Here is a 22,882-nt window from a genome sequence, read left to right as displayed (position 1 = left end):
CAAAATAGTTATAACATTCTGATTTTTATTTGGAGGGGAATTTTCATGGGAGTATATACACTAACAGTCTTTGAAAAAGATGGTTCGAAAGCACTAGACGAATCATTCGAGGCCACGACAGAAGCAGAAGCAAAATCAAAAGGTGAAACCATTTTACGAGAAAAACAATTGTATGAGCATACGCACCGCTGCACATCTTCAGCAGGAAAGCTTGTTTTATTCCAGCGCTAAAAAAAGAAGCGTCATATCCGCTTCTTTTTCATTCTATATCCTCAACACACCATTTGAATACCACATCTAAAATGCGATTTCCAAGCCGGACGCGCTTGTTCCACTGTCCAGTTTGGATTTGGCGCTGCAATTCATCCTTCATCTTATCCGTCCAGTCGAGAATCGTTCCATTCCCGTCGTACGGATAAACGCTTGGAAATTCTTCCTGTAGAAGACGCAGGCTTTCTGCATCCAAATGAAAATGGAAAAAGTAGTTGGCCGTAAGCGACGGCTCTTGCAATTGTAAAAACGGATCGTCAATTTGCTTTTTATTTCGATAAAAAGTAAATATATTCACCTTTCCGCTCGTAATTTGATCAATTTGAATTTCGTGCTTCTCTATAATCACGTCTGCCCACCTCGTTATATACTACCTCTAGTATATATGTCTTTTACACCGAAGTTAACCATTTTCATATGGAAATTCATTTCCTTCATTCATTTCCCGTACCTCAAGTAACAATCAGAATGAATAAAAAGCCTTGGTTGTCTAGCCTCAGCCTTTTGTAGACTACGTTCGTAGGTTGCATACCCAAGAATAATTCCCTAGTTCTTGGCTCTATGGTGGCTCTGTAACAGTTCTGATTGGGAAGGAACGGTCAACCACAAACCTTCTTTCATAAGAAGTTGCTAACACCTACAAACATTGGCGAAGGGAGACAAACTCTTAGGAGGGACAAAACATGCGTGTATTTGTCAAGAATTTACGAGGAGAACCGCTCATGCCTTGTAGTACTCGCCTTCCCGAAATTCATCCCCACCTTATCGCTTGGCTATCGCCCGTCACGCGCTTGAAGATGGGGACTTCTTTCGGGAAGTACATTAAATACGAGCATGTTTTGATCAATCTTTTTTCAAAATATGCTCTTTATACTTGTCTTTATATCAAGGTTATTAGTAAAAATTTAATCAAACTTTATTTTAAAGCTACATTTACATCTTTCTATTGTTTTAAAAATTCTCCCATTATTTCCATTATGTCCTCTGCATCGCTTACTTTATCTTTTGAAAAGCGCCATTGGTCTTTTCCGTATCGCTCCATCTCAACTTTTATTACTTTTTCTTTATCTGAAGCCTTCGCTTCTGGCAATATGGATATAAGATAATCAAACGATTGACTAAATAATTTAGACTGTTCGATTCCTGGATTTTCTCTTAGTAATCTTTCATTTTCGTTATTCAATTTTGACTGCAATTCACTCAATAATAATGGTTTCACTTTTAATTCTACTTCCACTTTATCATCCTCAGGAGAAGAACTTACTGATTTTACTTTAAATGTAACTTTTTTCTGTAATACAGATTTTAACTTTTTATAGTAACTTTCAAATTGCTGGTCACTAATTTCATTATACGTACTGGACGTTGCATCTTTTTTAAATTCTTGTAGTATATTCTGAGTAAATTGCTTTCCATCTTCGCCGGATAACTTATTAATCTTGTCTATATCTTTATCATAATAAATAGCATTTATGTAGGCTTTTAGAGCTTCAGCTGGTTTGTTGAAGTCTTTTGTATTCTTTTCTATTTCTTTCGTATCAATTTTAAAAGAAACTTTTTCTGTTTCCTCTTCTCTTTCTTTTGTAGCCTCATCGGAATAAACAAGTTCATATGATGAAGCTTTATTCACATCGTAGTGTAGGGTCCCAGATATTTTTTTACCAGGTGCTAAATCTGTTAAACGTAATTTATCTGAATCAGCCTTATCATATTTTTGCATTTTTTCATCATCTTGATATAGAGCAAAGACATGGGGTGATATCTCTAACGTTTTATCCCCTTTATTTTTTACACTCACTTTAAATTTTAAAACTTTGTCTTTACTTATTTTCCCCGTATATCCACCCAGTGGTAATACGTACTCAACATTTTCAACTTCAATTTCCAAATTTTTCGAAGACGACGATGCTTTTCCATTTTTTACGACTGTGGAACTTTGTGAAGAACTACAACCATTCACAATAGTTACTGTAAATATAAACACAAAACAAAGCATAAAAAACTTTCTAAGTTGCACTTAAAACCCCTCCATTACCTTATTTAAAAAACATTTACTATTTTACCATAAATTCCCGAGTATTATTTCTATAACTATATAAATCTAAATTAAAAAATCGACATAAAAACCATCTTTCTTTTTAGGCAAGCGAGAGCATCTGACCATGCATAGAAGCGGCTAGGGCCTTTTTCTGCCACATGCGAGGTTTAAAACAAAAGGAGAAAGCAAGTAGCGGTCATGTTGTATTCTGCATAGCAGCGACTTATATGTCAAAAAATCAAAATGGATATATATATAGTTTAATTAAATTAATTAATTTCGATATAACAGCAAATAGAAAAAGAATGATTTGAGCAATCTTTTTTCAAATCATTCTCTTATAATATGAATCAATGATAGCTTTGAAGTATAAAGGGGGAAATCGCATGCCCAGCAACTTAAGACTTTGAAGCACCCCTAAACGAAAATTTCACTTCTCTACAGTTAGTTATTTATAAGGGTTCATCTCATTTTTTTCGTTTTGGAGAACAAATAATTTCTTAACTTGATGGATGTGGGGCGGCACCCCAATATGCTTGGATTAAAATCATTGCAAACAGCTAAAAAAGTGATTGCTGGAATAGAAGTTATGCATATGATCAAAAAAGGACAAACTCTCCAAGGTGAGAAGTCTGTCCAAAAACGGATATATCTTATCCATGATCTCTTTGGTTTAACAACATAAAATTCAATTCCGCTAGGAATCTTTCGTTCTTTTTTCATATCCCACTATTTTTGCACCAGAACCAACAATAGTGAATTAGAATAATGACTTAATACTTGCTAGGACAGTAAGTACACCTATAACAATGACAAATACATTGCTCATTTTCCCTCTGTATTTAGCTAGTACTGGTACTTTACGGATCGCATACATTGGTAATAGACATAAGATAGCAGCAACTAACGGACCGCTAAGGGCATCAATGAGTCCAAGAATACTTGGATTTGCATAAGCAACATACCAGCATGTTAATACGACAAAAGTAAGGATCATTGTCTTAACTGTTTTTTCTCCTATATCTTTTCCGCGTGTTTTACTGGACTTGATAATCATGTCACGCATTACCTCATATGCTCCTATATAATGGCCAAGGAAGGACTTTGTTATGGCCATAAAAGCAATGATAGGAGCTGCAATAGTAATGATAGGCGAATTAAGCTCATTAGCAAGATATGATAGAATTGACAAGTTCTGTTCTTTTGCCATCATAAGATCATTTGGAGTCAAACTCAAGGTACTGCTCCAAACAAAGAACATAACAACAGCGAATGTCATGATATAACAAACTTTTTGTATTTGAGCACATTTGGCATCAGTAGCTTCTATTCCATAGGTAGCTCTCTGTTTCATAACAAATGACGAAATCATAGGAGAATGATTAAACGAGAATACTATGATTGGTAGTATCATCAATATCGTTCCCAAATATCCTGTTCCTGTTGAAGCAGTAGAAACACTTGAAAAACTAAGCATTGACGTATTCCACTGTGGAATCAAAGATATTGCGATAAAAAGTAGAGAAGCTATGAAAGGATATACTAGCATGCTCATTATCTTTACAGTGATATCTTGACCAAAATTTAGTATAGCTATAAGACCGAGTACTAATACAAGCGATAAAATGGCCCTTGGAGGCTCCGGCATGTGCAATTGATGCACGATAAAACTACTTGCAGTATTTGTAAGTGCAACCGAATACATCAGCACGATAGTATAAATTGAGACGAAATATACTATGTTAAAAATGATACTTGCCTTATTTCCGAAATACTCTCTTATTGTACCTGTAATCCCCTCATCAGCAGAATTGGAAGCGTATATCATTTTAGCAAGCGCCCTATGTGAGTAGTACATAACAGGATATGCAAGTATGGTAATTAACAGTAATGATAATAAACCACCTGAACCTGCATTAATAGGTAAAAAGAGTACTCCTGCTCCAATTGCTGTTCCAAAAAGGCTCAATGCCCAGGTGGTATCCTGTTTATGCCACTTTTTAGGGTCTGGATATTTCTCATTTTTTACTGCAGTATTTTCAGCTTGAAATTCTATTTTTTTTGCTGTATTCCCATTCATATAATAATTCCTCCTTGTATCCTATTCTTACGTCTCTTTTTAAGGCTTAGGAATATAGACTATTCTTGAAAAATGAATTGCTTACAAGGTGCATCGCATCGTGTGTCCTTCTTCTAAGTTGATCATCAACCTGATGGATTTGTTAGCGTTCACAAAACATTTTAATTGTATAGTAGTATATTTTAGTGATAATGGCTATTAATATACAGGCATCCTTAGGAGAACAATAGAGAATAGAATTGTTAACTATTTCACAATATTCCCAATAACTGTTTATTGCTTTAATTGTTTCTCTCCAAAAATTTTACTTTTAATGGCAATCCCTGTAGGTGTGGCCGCAATTCCGCCTAAACCTGTCTCTCTTAATTCGCGAGGCATCTGTCTTCCAACTCTATACATCGCTTCAATAACTTCGTCAGCATTGATGATATTGTTTACGCCGGCTAATGCGATGTCCGCTGCTACTAAAGCATTTGCCGTTCCAACGGCGTTTCTCTTTACACAAGGAATTTCTACCAAACCAGCGACCGGATCACAAACTAAACCGAGTAAATTTTGTAATGCGGTTGAGAAAGCTTCAGAAGATTGCTGAGGCGTTCCTCCGGCAGCTTCTACCGCTGCAGCAGCCGCCATTGCTGAGGCACTGCCTACTTCAGCTTGGCATCCTCCGTACGCTCCGGAAATACAAGCATTATTTGCGACTATTATTCCAAATAAAGATGAAGTGAATAGAAAATGGACCATATCTTCATGACTTAACTGAAACGTATCTTTAATACTAAATAGGACTCCCGGGATTGTCCCACTTGCACCTGCTGTTGGAGTCGCACAAATAGCCCCTAATGAAGCATTTACTTCATTAACACCGATAGCACTTTGAACCCCTAACACCATTAAATTTCCAGAAAGAGTTTTTCTATTTTCTCGATATTTCTTTATTTTAACAGCATCGCCTCCGGTTAAACCGGTCGGAGAAAATACCCCGTCGCCCTCGATACTTTTATGTATGGCATTTTCCATAGTCGCTAAATTTTTTTCCATTTTACTCCAAACTTCTTCATAAGAAGTTTTAGTTTGTTCGATTTCCTGTTCGATTGCTAATTCATAAATTGGCTTTTGCCTTTTATTAGCTGCATCTACAATTTCTTTTATGGACATATACATATTTTTTCACCCCTTAATGTAACTAAAGAATAATGATATTAGCGATACTGCTTAAACTTCCCAATTCTTTCTGAGCATCACCAGGCAATAGCGAACCCAAATCGAATGCATATAAATATTTTCCGCTTTCTTCTAAACTATGAAAGTCATTAATTTCCACATCATATTGTTTAAAGATCCTGCGTAAGACAAATTCAAAGTCAGCTCTTTCGGAAATCGCAATAATAACTGGCAATGGCCCCTGCAGATCTAAGCCAAATCCGTCAATTTCAACATGTTTGACTTCAATTAATCCGCCGCCGACCGAAATACCTATCGTTCTAATACTTCGACTTTCATCCTCTAGATATACATCTGCCGTATTTGGATGACCAGCAGGACTATCACCCGCTTTTTCAATAAAGGTAATGTCAATGCCTTTAGATTCTGCTATTTTAATAGCATCTGGCACTTTGCTGTCATCGGCAGCAAATCCTAATATCCCAGCAATAATTGCAAAATCAGTTCCGTGTCCTTTATGGGTTTCAGCAAATGATTCATAATACCTTACCACGACTTTTTTTGGAAGACCTTGAAATAATTTCTTGGCAACTGTTCCAATAGCTAAAGCACCTGCAGTATGTGAACTTGAAGGACCTATCATTACCGGCCCAATCACATCAAAACAACTTTTGTATTTAACAACCTTTTTTTCTTTAATAGATACTACATTCATGTTCATATAAACACCCCCATAATTTATTATTTTTAATTGCAGTTGAATCTAAGTTATTAGAATGACCAATTCAAAATATGTTCCAGCTTTTATTTTCTGCAATTACATTTGTTCCAAAAATCAGAACAGGTCAATCTATTAAAATGTCAGCTTGAGAAAGAGGTTCAATTGTAATAAAAACTGTATTAGAATTATCACCAAATTTCATTTTCTTAAATGACATGACGTTTAATATAGAGCTTCCATAACAACCTAAAGCAGCATCAATTGCCATTGGTACCTCTGTCAATCCAATCAGCACTGTTAATACCATTGAGCTTAATGGTGTCATTTCTATGAAGAATCGCTTTGCAGCCTTATGATTTCTAGATTTACTTAGGTAAAAATCAATTGTGTTTCCTTCAGAATCAACAGCACGATAGAAATACATCCATTGTCCCCTTACCTTTATATACGTTTCATCCACTCTCCATGAATCATTTGTTTGTTTGAGATGACGTCGGATTCTTCTCTCAAACTCCGGTCCATATTGATGGACCCAACGCATAATCGTGGTATGAGCCAAGGATAATCCTCGTTCCTCCATCATTTCTACTACATCACGAAAACTTAAGTTGTACCGCAGGTACCAACGTACTGTTAACAAAATAAAATCCGGCTGATAACGCTTCCATTTTCATATTGAATAAATTTCCCTTCTGATCACACACCTTTCTTAGAGTAATCGTATCAGTATGTCCAATTTTAGAAGATTACTTGCAAGGTCTTTAGAATTTTTGCACCAGAACCAGGTTTGATATTTTCTCCGGAGGTAATAGATTATCTCTCGACGCCCTCATTATAACTTGTATATTTATAAGTTTAATATTTTTTTATTTTTAGAAAGATTGAATAAACAGAATTTTGAATAGGTAATAAATTACACTTGGCATGTAGCAATTGTGTCCATTGTTTGAAGCTGTATTAGTTAGTAGAAAAGCAAAAATAACACAGAGTTCCTTTGATTAACACATTGATTATATTGGGAACTCATTATAAAGATACTTATATTCTCCTTTGTTGAAACATCTTATTTTAGACGTGAAAGCTGTTGTAATAAATGATTAATGTAGATGGAAAGGAATAAATTAAGGAAATATAAAATCCTTTTCGGATATTCATTATTAATCTTGCATTTATATACATTTTTCAGAAAAAAGGAACTTCTTTTCGGGGTGCCGCCACATCGCCATTAAGCTAAATGAACGAGTTATCCCCAAACAATAAAAACGAGCAATATGCACAAAATTTTCGTTCTGGGGGTATTATGAGATCTTAACTTGATGGGCATGGGGTACAGCCAACATTTCGGAAATTTTGTACGCTAAGCAAATTTCAACTTAAAAAGAGTCGAATCCCTGTACACTATGGAACCGACTTTTTTTATTAAGCAAACAATTAAAGTACCATTACAAACATCGAATATCGTTTATGGAACCTTCTTAACGTATGGTAAAACCAGGTTTTTTAACCAAAAAATTCCTTAGCGTACGCTAAGCAAATTTCTAAAAAGAAGGCTTTGTTAAGTAGTATTGTTGTTTTTTAGGTATAAAATATGGGAACGTCCGATTTGGACGTTCCCGTTCTTATTCCATTAAAGCCCCCTATAATGGAATAACTGTAAAGCTAATGAAGCTTTTTTAAAAGCTGCGTTTCCCTGCCCAAGCTCCTTGCATTTTACTTAGGAATACAATTTGCCCAATATGATATGCGTCGTGCAATGCTAAACTCTTCAGTTCAAGCACTAATGATCTTTCTCCAGGGATCTGTCTATACAAATCTTCATGTTCTGATTTTGCTAGTATTTTTTCAAGTTCACGATGAACATAAAAGTATTCTTGTTTTGTTTCCTTCCAATTTTGAAACGTCTCAGTTGGTAATCGAAATGTAGATTCATTATCTTCTGCCTGGGGTTCATTCGCTGTTTCACCAAGAAATCGCATCAGAAGTCTCTTTTTATAGAAAAGTAAATGACAAACTAATTCCCAAATGGAATTCATTGCCCCCTCAACTGGTTTCCAAATTGCCTGTTCAAAAGTAATATCCTCTAGCACTTTTTCAAGTGGTGGAAACCAGTCTTCTTCATCTAAGCAGCTTGCCCATTGTTGTAACAAAAGTGTCTTTACATCCATTTTCTATTCCCTCCAATTTAATCCCTTTAATAGATAATCCCTTTGGTCAAAATTCATTTGCGGCGTGTTGTAGATAGCTCACTAATTAAGGTGTCATGCCAATTCCTTGTTCAATTAAACTGGCCCTTTAACGGAACAATGAACGTTCCATTATTCGGAAAATTCTGATAACCTTAGTTTATCAGAAGTTGTGTTAACTGAGAAAGAACAACTGTCTAAAACCATTTTGGTTATCGTAAAGTTATCTTTTATATGTTTGATGGTGTCTAAGAATTGGAACCAGCTCAAATAATGGTCTAGATATTTAGTCGCTACACCATTAAAACGCTCCATCCAGCTCTTTAAACGGCTGTGATAACTATTTACATTCTGGATGTGATAAATCCCTTTAACTCGCTCCCTACCATTTGCTTTAAAGCGATGATGCTCAATTCCTTTTTCTTTGGCATAAGTCATAAACGCCCGCCAAGCATCCGTACATAGAACATTTTGTATTGATAGCTTGGAACCTAACGCTTCGTCCAAACTCTTTTTTATAATACGCCCTTTTCCTATTGTTTTGGAAAACGTTCTCTTTTGGCGGTCTCTGGCTACAAGAACACATACTTGGTCCTTACTTATTCCTCTAAACTCCGAACTACCACCGCTTAACCTTGGTTTTCGACCTTGGATATTCCGTTTTCCTTTCTCGGAATAGAGGAAATAGGTTTCATCCATTTCTACTATGCCTTCGAAAAGTTCAAAATCCATCTGTTTCAATGCAGTTAGAATTTTATGCCTCCAATAAAAAAGCGTCACATAATGAGCACCAATGAGTTTAGCTGATTTCCGAAGGGAATACCCTTCAATCATACATTCGATGAACTGAAGCCATTTACTAGGCATATGAGTTCTGTGAAGAGGAGTGTTCGTCATATCTGTGAATGTTTTACCGCACTCTTTGCAGCGGTATCTTTGACGTTCAATGGTATTGATTGTAGTTTTTACCTGATATTTACCGAAGCGAATGACATTAGTGGATTGACAATGGGTGCAGGTGTAGCCGTCTTTGTGTTTCTGTTCTGATACATCAGTGAATACAGACTCTGTTTCTCCCGCACTCCCTAATGAGTTTGTGAAGAACTCCTTCAATCGTTGCTGGTCTCTTTGGCTAAGATTTCTGATTTGGTTAATTATGTCCGCTAACGCCATTAAAACTCACTCGCTCTCGGTAATTTTAGTTCATTATAGAACAACCGTTCGATCAAATCAAATAACAACATTATTCTTTAACAAAGCCAAAAAGAAAAAGCCGATTTCCTGTACGCTAAGAATCCGACTTTTTTAAGGGATGGCTTGTTAAATTAAGCCCCATATAGGCAAATGTCGATTAATGAATTTTAGCCTTGCGGATACTATCATATACACTGATTGCCGCAGATAACATAAAGAAGAAAATTGCACCGCCAACTATCCGCGATTCAAGTTGTTTAGTAGTAATAGTGAATAAATCAGCTGTATACGTAATAAAATCTTGGTTTATTACATTTGGATTCGTTACTATCACAATGAATACAATGGTTCCAATAAGCTGGAAAGCTGTATTAAATATTGCTATTCCTTTTGTCCATTGTCCCTTAATTAATTTATAAATAGACAATGCTATTTCCAAACCGATCACAACAAGAACGATTGGCCAATACTGAAGCAATACATCTTGATTAATAGCTGGAGCCACAAAATCAAGTCCGTGTTTACCACCTCTATATATACCTACAAGATGATTTGCGTAAAAATAAACTGTTGCCCAAATAGCAGTCCATAATAAACTTCCGAACACTTCAAATTTTGTGATAACTTTTTTCTTAGGAATATAAGGTATATTTTTCAAATTGTCCGCTGTCCATTTGGTAAACTTTGTTGTGAATGGGTGACTTGCTTTTGAATGATCGGCCCGTTCTATAAGCGCGAAAACAAGTGTAAGCCAGAAAAAGACTTGCATACCTAATTCAATGATTTTCCATATACCAAAACCAATAATATCTACAATTACATTAATGACTGCTTCTTCGCCACGATACCCTATAAAGTATTCGGCAATGAGCGAGATTAGAGAAATAGTAGCAGCAATCGGTAAAATCATTTTTAATAACGTAACATATGTCTCAAAATAGTGAGGGCCAATAAGATGCATTGGTCGATCGCGGTATTTACTAGCTAATATAGCGGGATTCCCTAATGTTTCAAGGACCACTTTTGTATTTTCTTCACTGTAATCATCAAGTAACATATCCTCAATGGTCGATCTTAACTCGAGAGCGATATCTTCACGACTTTTTTCAGGCAGTCTTCGAGTCACTTCTTGTATATAAATCTCAATTAGATTCATCATCTTCCTCCCCTTTTAACACTTCTAAGAGTTTTTTAGAATTGTCCATCCATTCCCTTTTTAACTGTAAAAAAATCTCTAAACCATATTCACTTAGAACATAGTACTTACGCGGTCTACTCTCAGAGGTATCCCAGCTACTTGTTACTAACTCCTGTTTTTCTAAGCGGCGTAGCAATGGATATAAAGTACTTTGATCAATGTTAATACCTGACTGTTCTAACAATTGAACAAGTGAATATCCGTACTGGGGCTTTTGTAATTGATTTAAAACAGCTAACGTCAAAGTTCCTCTCCTAAGCTCTGTCGTTAATGAATTTAATAAACTATTCATTCATCCACCTCTTTTCTTGGTGTATGTTATACAGTATATGTTTTATACTATGCGTCATATACCATTATTGTTCCAACATCGATGTGAAAAAATAATTCGTTAAGAAACACATAAAAATACAATATTTTTCGAATTATATTTAGGTTAAAATAAAAAGAATCCACAAATTAGGTAGTCTAAAACGTGGCTTCCTTTATTGGTGTTGGCTTAGAAAAAGCATGAGCTTCCGCTAATTTAAAGGTGTTCTTTTTTCATTACAAAACAAAAAAATATATGAAACATAAGCGGATCTAATTGATCAAAATTTCGTTTTTGGGATAAAGTTTCATCTTCGCTTGATGGATGTGTGGCGGTACCCCAATACTCACATGGTCATACTGGTGGTTAATAAATAACGAGTATTAGGAACGTTAATAAATACCATTTATCCTCACTATGGAAAACCTTGCTATTGAATTTTACATCGTAAGTTTTCCATATAAAAATCCCCTTAGAGTATGTCTACTCTAAGGGGATTTTTATATCATTTCATAAGATGCTTTTTTATTTTATATACGTACAGCAGTACCACTTACAGCAACCATTAACATTCCGTCACGAACAACCTCGTAATCTACATCAATGCCAACAATTGCATTTGCACCTTTTTGCTTCGCAAGTTGCTTCATCTCTTCCATTGCAATATCACGAGCTTCTTTTAATTTACTTTCATATGCACCAGCACGGCCACCCACAACATCACGAACAGAAGCAAATAAATCACGTACGATATTTGCACCCATAATCGCTTCACCATTTACAATATCAATATAATCAATAATTTCTTTCCCTTGAATTCCAGAAGTTGTTGTTACAATCATCGCTGACACTCTCCTATAATCTATAAAAATTTATTGGCGTTTCTTATACCTTTATTATTACATGGAAAAAATAAATAAACTATCTAATAACCTTACAGAAAGATGACATCTTTGTAAGGATTCATAAATAAAAGAACAGAATCACTTTCATGGACTCTGCTCTAATCATTTTAGTTTATTTTTTCTATTAAACGCTCGCTCTGCTTTTTCTAATCTCAATTGTGTATAAGCTATAAAGGAGCACCCCTAGACCTAGAATTTTTTCATTCTTAGACGCATTGGAACCTAGTGTAATAGTAGGTACATTTAATCCCATAAACCTTTCACTCCATTCTATAGGCATATACCCTTGCTTACCGATTGCTAATGTACGTCCATCTATTGTACGGAGAGTACTTTGAATAAAATCAAACTCAACTTCTACATCGGACAACTTTGTGGCTTTATCAGTCATCAAAGAACCACGTATCATGGTAAATCCTTGTATCATCTTTTCCTTAAACATACCAATCTGGTTATAATTCGAATCATAGATTACCCAATCATATCCGTCCGCTTCAGTATGAAAATATGCAAGAATTTCCCCGCTACTCGTTTCTAATCCATAAACATCTTTATTACTTAAAAAAGGTATCACTGAAAAAAGAATGTTAGATGAAATGATCTTTGTTCCTGCAACATATCCACCATCAGGATGATATAAACCAAATTGCTTGTTCCGTTTAGGTAATTCTAATACGACAAACGTATCAACATCCCAAAACGTTGCATTACTTTTAACAGCATTCTTTTGTATCAAATTCCCTTTTCTTAACTGCCAAAATCCAATTCCGAAAAAAACAGAAGAAACGATTACAATAAAAATGACTTGTCCCCAAGTTCCATATACACACCATAGCGCCAATAGAAAAATACCAGTTCCAATCAGAAGTTTAGCCTTCCCTTTCCGCTTATAATAATCAAATAATTCCATTTCTGCATCCCTGCCCCTTGTTTGTATGTCCCCATTATTAATGTATCAAAAACAAATTAGATCCTCTAGAAAAAAATGGCTTCGATCCAATACCGAAGCCGTCTTTTCAGTATCTCATTAAAGAACTTTATCTAACATTTATTTTATAAAGTTTATTCGCTTTATTTCCAGCTTCTATTGCTTTTTGTACTACTTGTTGTTTAAATTCTATAGAATGCTTTCTTCTTTGCATAATAAACGCCCCCTTATTTGGCTACCTCGAGTATAAAACTACTCTTAGTAGGTTTCCAAGTTCATTAGGGGGCTATATTTATTCAAATTTATTATAATAAGTTCAAAAATTTACTTCTTCATGTGACACTAACAATATAATAATCCAAGTTATTAAGGCTCCAATTGCTCTTAAGCTATTTTAAGAGAACTATGAGCATACTCTTAATTCACTCTTATTCGTGGTATTCTTGTCTAAATCTAAAACTATACTCTGGAATCAATATTTTATATCCAAGAAGAGAAAATCTACTATATCTCTTTTTTTGTTCAATAGGGAGCTTCTTATCATGACTGTTTAATACAGTTCTAACTAATTCCATACCATTCCTATTCTTCATCAATTCAACATAATGGTCTAGAAGAAGAATTGGGGTAGGTACACTAGCATTTATTCCTGTTCCAATAGAATAATTTGTCAAAACAAAATAATCTATTTTACTTGGCACAGTCTGTCTATAAGTTTCTCCGAAATACTCTTTCAAGATTAAAGCTAAATTATCATTAGTATATCTCCTAGCCTCTTCTACTTGTTTGTACGCCTTTTCTAACATTTTATCCAAGTTATTAATATCACGTGTAGATTCTATAGGAATTTTATATTTTAATTCTATAATTTGAAGATGGTTGATTTCCGGATCGTAGACCAACAGATCTATTCCAGGAATATTTTTTTTTGATTTATCAACACCATAACTCGTTAAATATTTTTTTCCGATACTCTTTTTAACCCTCGCTCTCTCCTCTCCTTCAAAATTATTTTGTGCAAAGTCATAATTAGAAGATCCTTTTTTAGCTAATAAACGCATCGCATTCGCTTCTGGTCTAGAAAGATTAAATATTGCCTCCGATACAACCAAATAATTATCTGAAAGTGGAACAAAATAAGATAAAGAAATATCACCTTTACTATCAGAAAAATCGTAAGTAAAGAAATCTATTATTCTTTCTATCTTTTCACAATCGAGCTTTGTTTCAACGGATAATTGATATATCCATGTTTCTTTTTTTAGACATATAGCTCCTTCAAGCCCTGGTTCAATTATGTAGTTTTCCCCAATATAATTATCTAACATATTCTGAGTAAACATTTGAGTAAGTGCAGTAGAAAATATCTTATAATCTTCTAAATTGAATTCTTTAAATTCTATATTAAAAGAGCAATTAAAATCCATTTGATGTGCATCATTCATAATTTGTGTTAAATTTACTCGACTAACATCTAAAGTATCTAGCTCTTCCATCTTCTTTTCATTATCAATTTCTCTAAAAATAGTGTCATAGAACAAATGAATTTTATATATTTCTTCATGAATATAATCGAAAGTGACTTTATTTCCCTTTTTGTTATATTTAACTTTCTTCTGTCTATGCATCTCCCACATATCAAAAAACCTCTCATATGAATATGCAATTCCCATAAGATTGTAGATATCGTCTGCAACCAAATCTTCTTTATTAATTATAGACTTATTCCTACAATATTTTGTGCACCATCGAAATATCCACTTTAATGATTCTTGTATAAAAGAAATCTCATTAATCTCAGTTGCGTTTGTTTTAGCTAATGTTTTCATATATCCTTGTATCTTTTCATATTGTACCGAATGAGAAAGTGCATAAAAGACACCTACCTTCTCTAATACTACCAAAGTTGCTTCATCAATCGATAATTCAAATAATTTATTTTCACTAATACTTTTCTCTATATTTTGCTTAATATGATATACTTCTTCATACTCATTCAAGCATAGTCCCTCCTATTCAAAAAGTATTCTTAGTATAATCATACCAAAAACAACCACCTACGCAATATTCGAAATTTGCTTAAAATTGTAAAATATTTAATACACAAAAGACATGGTTTGTCTAAACATGTATCGTTCTCATACAGACCTATAAACCTCACTCACTTACGATATGGTTCGCCGTAACATAAGTGAGTGAGGTTATTACATTTTTAATACAATAAAAAACAAAAAACCATTCATAATAAAATGGTTTTGAACATTGTTAGTTATTTAGTCTCTCTAACATTCCCAAATGAATGAAAGGCCGTAACTACTTCTTTCTTCTCCAGCTTACTTGTTTCGTCATCATGACAATCCACTCTTCCTGTACACATATCTTTATAGTGGAGCTTGTTCAAAAAGCGCATTTTTTGAACAAGCTCCATAAAATTAAGCAAATACTTGCTTAACCTCTTTTGCAATTTCATTTATTAAATCTTCCGCTTGCGGATACAAACCAATTTTATCCATAAACGCATGATCTGTACCGTTGTACTGAATAAGCTTCGTAGGTACGCCACTTCGTGCAAGTTTTGCCGCGTAAGCTTCGCACTCTACTTTTAAATAATCAAATTCGGCAGTTGCAATTAGTGTCTGCGGCATGCTGCTTAACTGATCTGACAGCAGCGGAGAAACGTGTGGATCGGTGATTTTCGCATTATTTTGCAAATAGAGTCGAAAAAATAACTCGCCGCTTTCAGCCAACCCTTTAATCATTGGAATGATGAGCTCAGAATAGTTACGAATCTCATATTGGTCGAGGCTCCAGTTGAAATCTTCAGTTTGGACGCCAGCCATATTCACGGTCGGGTAAATAAGCGCTTGAAGCTTAATCATCCCCGTTCCCTTTTCAATATCCATGAGCGCACACACCGTAGCTAAATTACCACCCGCACTGTCTCCAGATACGGCAATTTGCTGTGGATTCACACAAATTTCTTCAGCGTGCTCATACACCCATGTTACGGATTCGAAACAATCTGTCAGCCCTGCTGGATATGGATGTTCAGGCGCTAAGCGGTAATCAACGGAAATCACAACGGCGCCTGCTTTTTCTGCCAATGATTTACACGGATTTTCCACGACATCCACACTGCCGCCTATGAAACCTCCGCCGTGAAAGTAAACAACCGCAGGCAGAATTCCTTCATTGGAAGGCGTATAGATTCGCAAAGGAATTGGTCCATTTGTCCCATCAATTGTTTTATAAGTGGTTTCGACTTTACTTTTCGTAACGTCGTCATTGTTCCACCCCATCATAGCCCGCATTCCCTGAACAAAACCTGTCATATTTGAAGGGTCAAGTGGTTCGGTTTCCGTCGCAGCCATTTTTTCTGCCGCTTGTAAAGTCACTTGGAGAACACGAGGATCTAATTCACCAATTGCATGAGAATCAGGAATCGGTTTAGCGATAAAATCGAAACCTCTTTTTTTGACAGCTTGCATCTCCTCGCTTAGTTTAGAAACTAAATTTACGTAAGAAGTTATATTACTCATCATTACCGTCTCCTTTTTTTGATCATTTTATTTTCGGAAAATCGGGTTACCGGTTTCTCCCGTACTTCGCTATACGAGAATCTTCAATTACACCGCTCCAATTGAGCCCAAAGGCGAAATCATATACATGGCCTTCAGAATCAACGTGGCTTTCCATATCATGCGCGACGTCTTCTAGCTGCTGCTCAACTGTTCTCATATCCGCTGGCATTTGCATCGGCAATAAGCCTGATGGCTCGTAAACTCCTGACAGAACGTCCATAATTGCCTGATCTTGAACGCCAAAGTTCGCTACGATCGCATCAACTTCCGCTTCAAACTCTGCGACAACCATTGGATTCGACAGTAAAATCGATACGACAACCGGCTTTCCTTTCATCATTTCTTTCGTTTCAAGCACCATGTCCAAATCAGACGAATTGTGCGTTGTAACTGTTTTCTCTTTATACGAACGGTTCAGTACATCCGTTTCTCTAGGGTCGCCGGCAATACTCTGTTCGCGGGCATGCTCGGCTGTATACGGCTTGTATTGAAGGCTAATTGGTACATAACCATTTCCTCCATTATCAGCATCCTCTTGGTTGTACCCCACGCCTGACTTCGGACTTTGGATGAACACAAGTCCGAAATCTGCTTCGTCCGGATTATTAGTAATATCGAAATATTGAGCCACAACGTCAAGATTGACTGGATGCTCCAGTTTCTCCGGCGTTGGCATTCCAAACCAGCTCTTCCCAGCTGGCAAATACCTTTTCGGAATGTATACTTTGCTTTTTGGCTGGATCGGCAGCGTCTGCCCCTTATTCTTCAGAAGGACGATTGACTTCAACTGCGCTTCATAACCTGCTTTCACGAAATCTGGATTGCAGACAATTTTCTCACTTTCCTCAGACTTGAGATAAGGATTTTCGAAGAGACCAAGTCGGAACATATTTAGAAGCAGACGAACCGCTGATTGTTCGAACCGTTTTTTCATATAAGCCTCTCCATGTTCAGATACCCCTAATTGGCAAGCCTCTAAAACAGGGCCAACTTCGTTATTGCCTCCAAACTGGTCCACGCCGGCCATCAACAGCTTATAGTGACGCTCCGCAACGGTCAGATGCTCAACACCCCATGACTTGCCCGTCATAAGTGTATCTTTACCGCCACACTCATCAGCAGTAATCATCCAATCTGTACAAACAACGCCGTCATAGCCATATTGCTTGCGCAGTAAGTCGGTAATTAAATAGGAATTATAAGAGTTGCCGACGTTCTCTCCGTTTACTTGATCTTGATCGAACGAAATCGTGTAATATGGCATTACTGCAGAAGCCTTACTCGTCTTCCCCTCCAGTTGAAAAGCTCCGTCAATAAACGGCTTCAAATGCTCTTTAGAATTGTTTCCTGGATAAACGGCATACTTTCCGCAGGCAAAATGCGCGTCTCTTCCGCCCTCACCGCTTCCTCCTCCAGGCCAATGCTTCACCATAGCATTCACACTATCCAATCCCCAACCATCTTCTAGTTCCTGCTTGCCTTCTGATGTTTGGAAACCGTCCACATAAGCGCGCGCCATATCCGTAGACAAACGTGAATCCTCACCGAACGTGCCGCTGAAGCGGAACCAGCGCGGGTCAGTTGCAATATCGATTTGCGGTGATAGTGCTGTTGTCATGCCAAGTGCCCTGTATTCCTTCGAGGCAACTTCTCCAAATTTGCGTGTTACTTCAGGATCAAATGTCGCAGCAAGACCAAGCGTTTCAGGCCAGAATGATACGCGAGAAGCTGTTCCTGCGCCGACGTTAAATTCGGAGCTCGCATCGGAACCGTGACGCGGATCCGAGCTATTGTTCGCTGGAATGCCTAAACTTGTTCCTTCCGCAACAACCTGCAGCTTGTTGTTCCAGCGCGCGGCTGTTTCCGGATTTTCAACTGTTGTGATGAGAACATGACGGAGATGGTCTTCAGTCAAAAATGCGATTTGCTCATCGGTCAAATCCCACGGCTTAGCGCCGCCCTCTTCATAAGACTTTCCGCCGTAAGTCCCGGCAAACCAACTATCACTCGTGGCTGGAATTGCTTGATGCCCACTGTATAACATCAATCCTGCAATTTCCTCGATAGACATCCGCGTAGCAAGATCTTTTGCCCGTTCTTCAGCTGGTAATCTCCAGTCCTCATACGGCTTCAATACTCCATCCTTACTTAAGTTTTTAAAAAACGAGCCATTCTGCTCAATGATGCGAACCCCAGATGAAACGGAGTAACCAAGTGTAGGTCCGCCTTCGTTACGGACGTATTCAATCAACGGCTGACCTGCGTTATTTTCTTTGGCTGACATAGAAGAACCCTCCATTTCTTTAAATTCAATCGTTATTCATCGCTGTGAAGCGAGCATATAAGTCACATATCATTAGAAAGCGTTTACAATTTAATTATAATAAAAACCGCTCGTCCTCGAAGAGACAGCGGTTTATCGACTTTTATTACCTTATTTAATCTTTTTATGTAAACAACTTGAATCATTCAATCAAAAGAGGTTAATTTTTAACACAATTCGTCACCATGCAGGAATGAGCTCAATCAACTCGACCCCGTGCGGCTCCAAAATGGAAATACAAGTGTGACTGTTCTCCACTTCAACATACTGACTCGTCATACGCGGCTGAGTGCCGGCTTTCAAATATTCCACATCCTCTAGGCAGAGTGATTGCGGCGCTCCCATCTCTACCCAGCGGTCATAGCTGCTTCCATATTTTCGGCCGAGCGTGCGGGTAACGATCCGATACTTTCCGCTCGGCAAACCAGTAAGCCCTATCTCTAATTTTACAGCCTTCACGTCCTTGAAACCGTTATACCGGTTAACCGCATCAATAAAGGAAATATCACCAAGTGCGTACAAATCATCAAAATGACAATAATTAAAGGTAAGCACTTGATAACCACCCCAGCCAGAGGTAACGATGTAATTGTCACCACGTGCAATAAGTCGATTCCCCAATTTCGCCAGTAATTCATAAGCAATCATGCCAGCCTTAGGTATGCCATGCTGAGCAATCAGTCCAAGTCCCCCGTGAAACAAATCCGGTGAAGCAGCCGTTTCTTCAATGTTGTCGCTTAGCACCCAGTAACCGAAGCCTTCAATGCTATCTAAATTATCGATAATATTTTTGACGATATAAGCAGCCTTGTACAACGTATCATTCGTTAACTCGCGATGATAAGAAGTCGAATTCCACTCAGTCAAATACAGATTGGTCCCAGACACCTGATATTTCTCAAGCAACCTTTTCTCATGTACAAGTCGCTCCTTTAGGAAATTTGGATTCGGAGATACACCACCAAACTCTTCAATCAGTTTCCGAAACGACTCCAATTCGTTAAATATGTTACATTGTTCTAGATTATTCACCCTTTCATGCGGGTAAAAATGAAGCGGAACGAAATCAGGCAAGCACTGCCGCTCGCGGCAAAATGCAAAAAACTCATCGTAAAACTTTCTTCCATCAATCGTAATGATTCGGCCAGGCGCTCCGATTTGAAGACGAGGCGATATACGTTTCACAGTTTCATAGGTGCGAGCATACAACTCCATATATTCTTCCATCGTCCCCGGCCAAAACGCCTTCAACTCCGGTTCGTTCCAAAATTCGAATTTCCAGGATTCTACCTCTTCCTTGCCATAGCGATTCATACAATGGCGTAAAAAGCGATCAACAAGCTCACACCATTTATCGACAGACCTCGGCGGACTAATATAACTCTTTACATAAAAAATGGTTTTCTCCTGGTCCGCAGCCAAAGCAGATGGCATAAATCCAAGCTCGATAAATGGCTTAATTCTAACTGAAAGGAGAAAATCAAATAGCTCATCGACCAATCTAAAATTGTATACAGGCTTGCCCGTCTCGTCCTCAGTGTACACCATCATAGAGTCGTCAAATATGCCATGAAACCGCAAATAGCGAAAAGGGCAGCGCTCCTGAACTCGTTTCAGTTGCCACTGCACGTCCGCATGCAATCCTTCTTTTGCTTTTCCAATCGCGATCAAATTTTTCCATGTATGCCTTATTGGACTACTGTGAGCGGATACGCTAACCTGATATACCTCCGTTTCGAGCGCCGTAATCTCTTCTACCTGCTGCGAAGGACTTCTCTGTAAATATTGGCTAATAATTCCGAGTGCGCTCGATTGATTAAACGTCAAATAATTGGAAGATTCCCGTTCCCTCCTCTTACCAAGATCTGGACGAAAATGCTTCCGGTATTCACTTGGCGTTACGTTATATCTTGCTTTAAAGGCAGTGTAGAATGACTTAGCGTTCGGAAAGCCGTGCTTCAAAGCAATATCAGCAATAGGCATTTCCCCATTGTGAAGCAGTTCCTCCACCGTATGTTTCAAACGAATGCTCATTAAATAAGATTGAAAATTAAGACCGATGTTATCACTGAAAAACTTAGACAAATACGGAATAGACAAAAATTCACGCTCAGCAATTGCCTGCAGTGTAATCGGCTCCTTATAATGATCTTCTATATAAGTAATAATACGAAGCATCCGCTCCATATACTTTTCATTCATAACGCCCGCAGATGCTGAAACCTTAAATTGCTTCAAAAGAATAGAGAGCACTTCCAACATTCGAATTTGCATATCGATCTCATAGGCATCACCTTTCTGATACATTAGCTGCACCATCTCAGCCAGTAAACGTCGCATCTCGTCTAAAGCATGACGCCGCTCCTTATCTCCCGAATAACAATCAAAGCTAATCTCGTCCGCCCGTGCTATTTTTTCCTTCAAATAACTGAAAGGAATAAGAAACGTCGCAATAATATTCCGATCAAGGCCAATCACCTCATGCACATGACATTGGTTGATAAGTAGTACGTCTCCCTCAGAAAGCGTCCGTTTCTCATGACTTAGCCTAACCTCCACCGTACCGCGCAGTACAAAAATAATCTCTACGCTGTTATGCCAATGACTCGGTACATAATTGACACTGTTCAATGAAACATCAAAAGGCAGACTATCATTCGTCTCAACCAACTCGTATACAGCATTTCGCATGAAGCTCTCCTCCTTTTAGAACGGTACTCTTACCTGTTTTTCGGAATGGGATTTTCTTTTTCATTAGGCTCTGATTTGTAGTATAATCCCCTTAAAATTACAATAATGATAGATTTATTGGGTATATCCGTTTTTCTAATATTATACCATTGAATTCTAAAGCTTCATCTGTAACGAGCACTTCATTTGAATCCATTTATAATAACTTGAGCGATGTACACTGAAAAATTTAGTATGCCATGTAATCAGACATGTCTTTTATAAATAGCTTTGAACAGCCGATAGTTGTAATTCGTCTGAATAAGTATTAGGTATTGAACCTTTTTAACTATGAAAAATCCCCTTAGAATATTTCTACTCTAAGGGGATTATCCTATCATCTATAACATGCTTTTTATTTTTATATACGTACAGCAGTACCACTTACAGCAACCATTAACATTCCGTCACGAACAACCTCGTAGTCTACATCAATACCAACAATGGCATTTGCTCCTTTTTGCTTCGCAAGTTGCTTCATCTCTTCCATTGCAATATCACGAGCTTCTTTTAATTTACTTTCATATGCACCAGCACGGCCACCTACAACATCACGAACAGAAGCGAATAAATCGCGGACGATATTGGCGCCCATAATTGCTTCACCATTTACAATATCAATATACTCAATAATTTCTTTTCCTTGAATTCCAGAAGTTGTTGTTACGATCATGACTGACACTCTCCTATGATTTATTGGCGTTTCTTATACCTTTATTATTACATTAAAAAAATAAATGAACTATCTAATAATCTTACAGAAAGATGACATCTTTGTAAGATTCATAAATAAAAAAACAGAATCACCTTTATGGACTCTGTTCTAATCGTTTCAGATATCTGTTTGCTATTTTCCAACTTACATCATCGTTAATTAACTTGAATCGTTACGCTCTCTTGATAAAAACCATCGAATATCACTTGAGCTTCTATAATAGAATGCTCTTTCAAATGATTATACGAATGGGGTTTCGCATAGCCTATTACATATTTATCATTCTTTAAAGGCAGTTCTTATCAAACTTTAAAATAAATAATCAATCTTTTTTAGAAACAATCAAACTTTGTTACAAATGATCAAACTTTATTATAAATCTACATCTAATCTTCAAATATAAATAATTCATCAATAGTTGTTTCTAAAACTTTTGCTATATCATGAGTTAATTGCAAAGAAGGATTATGTTTTCCTTTTTCTAAATAGCATATCGTTTCACGTCGAACTCCTACAGCAGTATGAAATTCATACAGGTTACA

17 protein-coding genes and 3 pseudogenes are annotated in these 22,882 nt (G+C 36.9%); 2 read left to right on the top strand and 18 right to left on the bottom strand.

Annotated features, from left to right (window positions below; genetic code table 11):
• Positions 1–45: 45 nt before the first annotated feature.
• The gene (locus tag QUF99_RS08495) at positions 46–231 is read left to right on the top strand and encodes a YhzD family protein (RefSeq protein ID WP_289369465.1); all 186 of its coding nucleotides are present in this window, start codon (positions 46–48) and stop codon (positions 229–231) included.
• Between the two features lie 28 nt (positions 232–259).
• On the opposite strand, the gene QUF99_RS08490 is transcribed toward QUF99_RS08495, so the two are convergent.
• Positions 260–619, bottom strand: a complete 360-nt coding sequence (locus QUF99_RS08490; protein WP_289369464.1) for a hypothetical protein — start codon at positions 617–619, stop codon at positions 260–262.
• Between the two features lie 594 nt (positions 620–1,213).
• A complete protein-coding gene (locus tag QUF99_RS08485) occupies positions 1,214–2,287 on the bottom strand; it encodes a DUF5105 domain-containing protein (protein ID WP_289369462.1) in 1,074 nt (357 codons plus the stop codon).
• A 550-nt stretch (positions 2,288–2,837) separates the two neighbouring features.
• On the opposite strand from QUF99_RS08485, the pseudogene QUF99_RS08480 reads away from it, so the two are divergent.
• Positions 2,838–2,993, top strand: a pseudogene (locus QUF99_RS08480) (IS6 family transposase); the annotation flags it as partial.
• A gap of 75 nt (positions 2,994–3,068) precedes the next feature.
• Here QUF99_RS08480 and QUF99_RS08475 read toward each other — a convergent pair.
• From QUF99_RS08475 to QUF99_RS08395, 16 genes and pseudogenes are all read right to left on the bottom strand, one after another.
• A complete protein-coding gene (locus tag QUF99_RS08475) occupies positions 3,069–4,388 on the bottom strand; it encodes an aromatic amino acid transport family protein (RefSeq protein WP_289369461.1) in 1,320 nt (439 codons plus the stop codon).
• Positions 4,389–4,661: 273 nt separating this feature from the next.
• Positions 4,662–5,552 carry an L-serine ammonia-lyase, iron-sulfur-dependent, subunit alpha gene (gene sdaAA / locus QUF99_RS08470; RefSeq protein WP_289369459.1) on the bottom strand — a complete coding sequence of 297 codons (891 nt, stop codon included), beginning with the start codon at positions 5,550–5,552 and terminating at the stop codon, positions 4,662–4,664.
• Positions 5,553–5,574: 22 nt separating this feature from the next.
• Entirely contained in the window at positions 5,575–6,273 is a 699-nt protein-coding gene (gene sdaAB, locus QUF99_RS08465) for an L-serine ammonia-lyase, iron-sulfur-dependent subunit beta (RefSeq protein WP_289369458.1), read from the bottom strand.
• 124 nt (positions 6,274–6,397) lie between these two features.
• Positions 6,398–6,943, bottom strand: a pseudogene (locus QUF99_RS28680) (IS6 family transposase); the annotation flags it as partial.
• Between the two features lie 1,003 nt (positions 6,944–7,946).
• The gene (locus QUF99_RS08450) at positions 7,947–8,438 is read right to left on the bottom strand and encodes a DinB family protein (protein WP_289369456.1); all 492 of its coding nucleotides are present in this window, start codon (positions 8,436–8,438) and stop codon (positions 7,947–7,949) included.
• Between the two features lie 150 nt (positions 8,439–8,588).
• A complete protein-coding gene (locus tag QUF99_RS08445; protein ID WP_289369454.1) occupies positions 8,589–9,629 on the bottom strand; it encodes an IS1595 family transposase in 1,041 nt (346 codons plus the stop codon).
• A gap of 178 nt (positions 9,630–9,807) precedes the next feature.
• A complete protein-coding gene (locus tag QUF99_RS08440; RefSeq protein ID WP_289369453.1) occupies positions 9,808–10,806 on the bottom strand; it encodes an HAAS signaling domain-containing protein in 999 nt (332 codons plus the stop codon).
• Positions 10,793–11,140, bottom strand: coding sequence for a PadR family transcriptional regulator (locus tag QUF99_RS08435; RefSeq protein ID WP_286123827.1), 348 nt, complete (start codon positions 11,138–11,140; stop codon positions 10,793–10,795). The genes QUF99_RS08440 and QUF99_RS08435 overlap by 14 nt, the downstream gene beginning before the upstream one ends.
• A gap of 548 nt (positions 11,141–11,688) precedes the next feature.
• Positions 11,689–12,000 (bottom strand): heavy metal-binding domain-containing protein, encoded by a 312-nt coding sequence (locus tag QUF99_RS08430; RefSeq protein ID WP_289369452.1) that lies wholly within the window; start codon positions 11,998–12,000, stop codon positions 11,689–11,691.
• Positions 12,001–12,187: 187 nt separating this feature from the next.
• Positions 12,188–12,973: an ABC transporter ATP-binding protein gene (locus QUF99_RS08425; protein WP_289369451.1), complete on the bottom strand. Its 786-nt coding sequence runs from the start codon at positions 12,971–12,973 to the stop codon at positions 12,188–12,190.
• A 446-nt stretch (positions 12,974–13,419) separates the two neighbouring features.
• Entirely contained in the window at positions 13,420–14,991 is a 1,572-nt protein-coding gene (locus QUF99_RS08420) for a hypothetical protein (protein WP_289369450.1), read from the bottom strand.
• 432 nt (positions 14,992–15,423) lie between these two features.
• Positions 15,424–16,530: an alpha/beta hydrolase gene (locus QUF99_RS08415; RefSeq protein WP_289369448.1), complete on the bottom strand. Its 1,107-nt coding sequence runs from the start codon at positions 16,528–16,530 to the stop codon at positions 15,424–15,426.
• 46 nt (positions 16,531–16,576) lie between these two features.
• Positions 16,577–18,856, bottom strand: a complete 2,280-nt coding sequence (locus QUF99_RS08410; RefSeq protein WP_289369447.1) for a glycoside hydrolase family 3 protein — start codon at positions 18,854–18,856, stop codon at positions 16,577–16,579.
• 219 nt (positions 18,857–19,075) lie between these two features.
• Entirely contained in the window at positions 19,076–21,586 is a 2,511-nt protein-coding gene (locus tag QUF99_RS08405) for a GH39 family glycosyl hydrolase (RefSeq protein ID WP_289369446.1), read from the bottom strand.
• 400 nt (positions 21,587–21,986) lie between these two features.
• Positions 21,987–22,298: a heavy metal-binding domain-containing protein gene (locus QUF99_RS08400; RefSeq protein ID WP_289369445.1), complete on the bottom strand. Its 312-nt coding sequence runs from the start codon at positions 22,296–22,298 to the stop codon at positions 21,987–21,989.
• A gap of 428 nt (positions 22,299–22,726) precedes the next feature.
• A pseudogene (locus QUF99_RS08395) lies at positions 22,727–22,855 on the bottom strand (helix-turn-helix transcriptional regulator); the annotation flags it as partial.
• Between the last annotated feature and the right edge of the window lie 27 nt (positions 22,856–22,882).

Source organism: Bacillus sp. DX4.1 (assembly GCF_030348195.1).
Lineage (GTDB): Bacteria > Bacillota > Bacilli > Bacillales > Bacillaceae_G > Bacillus_A.
Note: the sequence above shows the minus strand (reverse complement) of the source record. Positions and strands in the feature narration are given on the sequence as shown.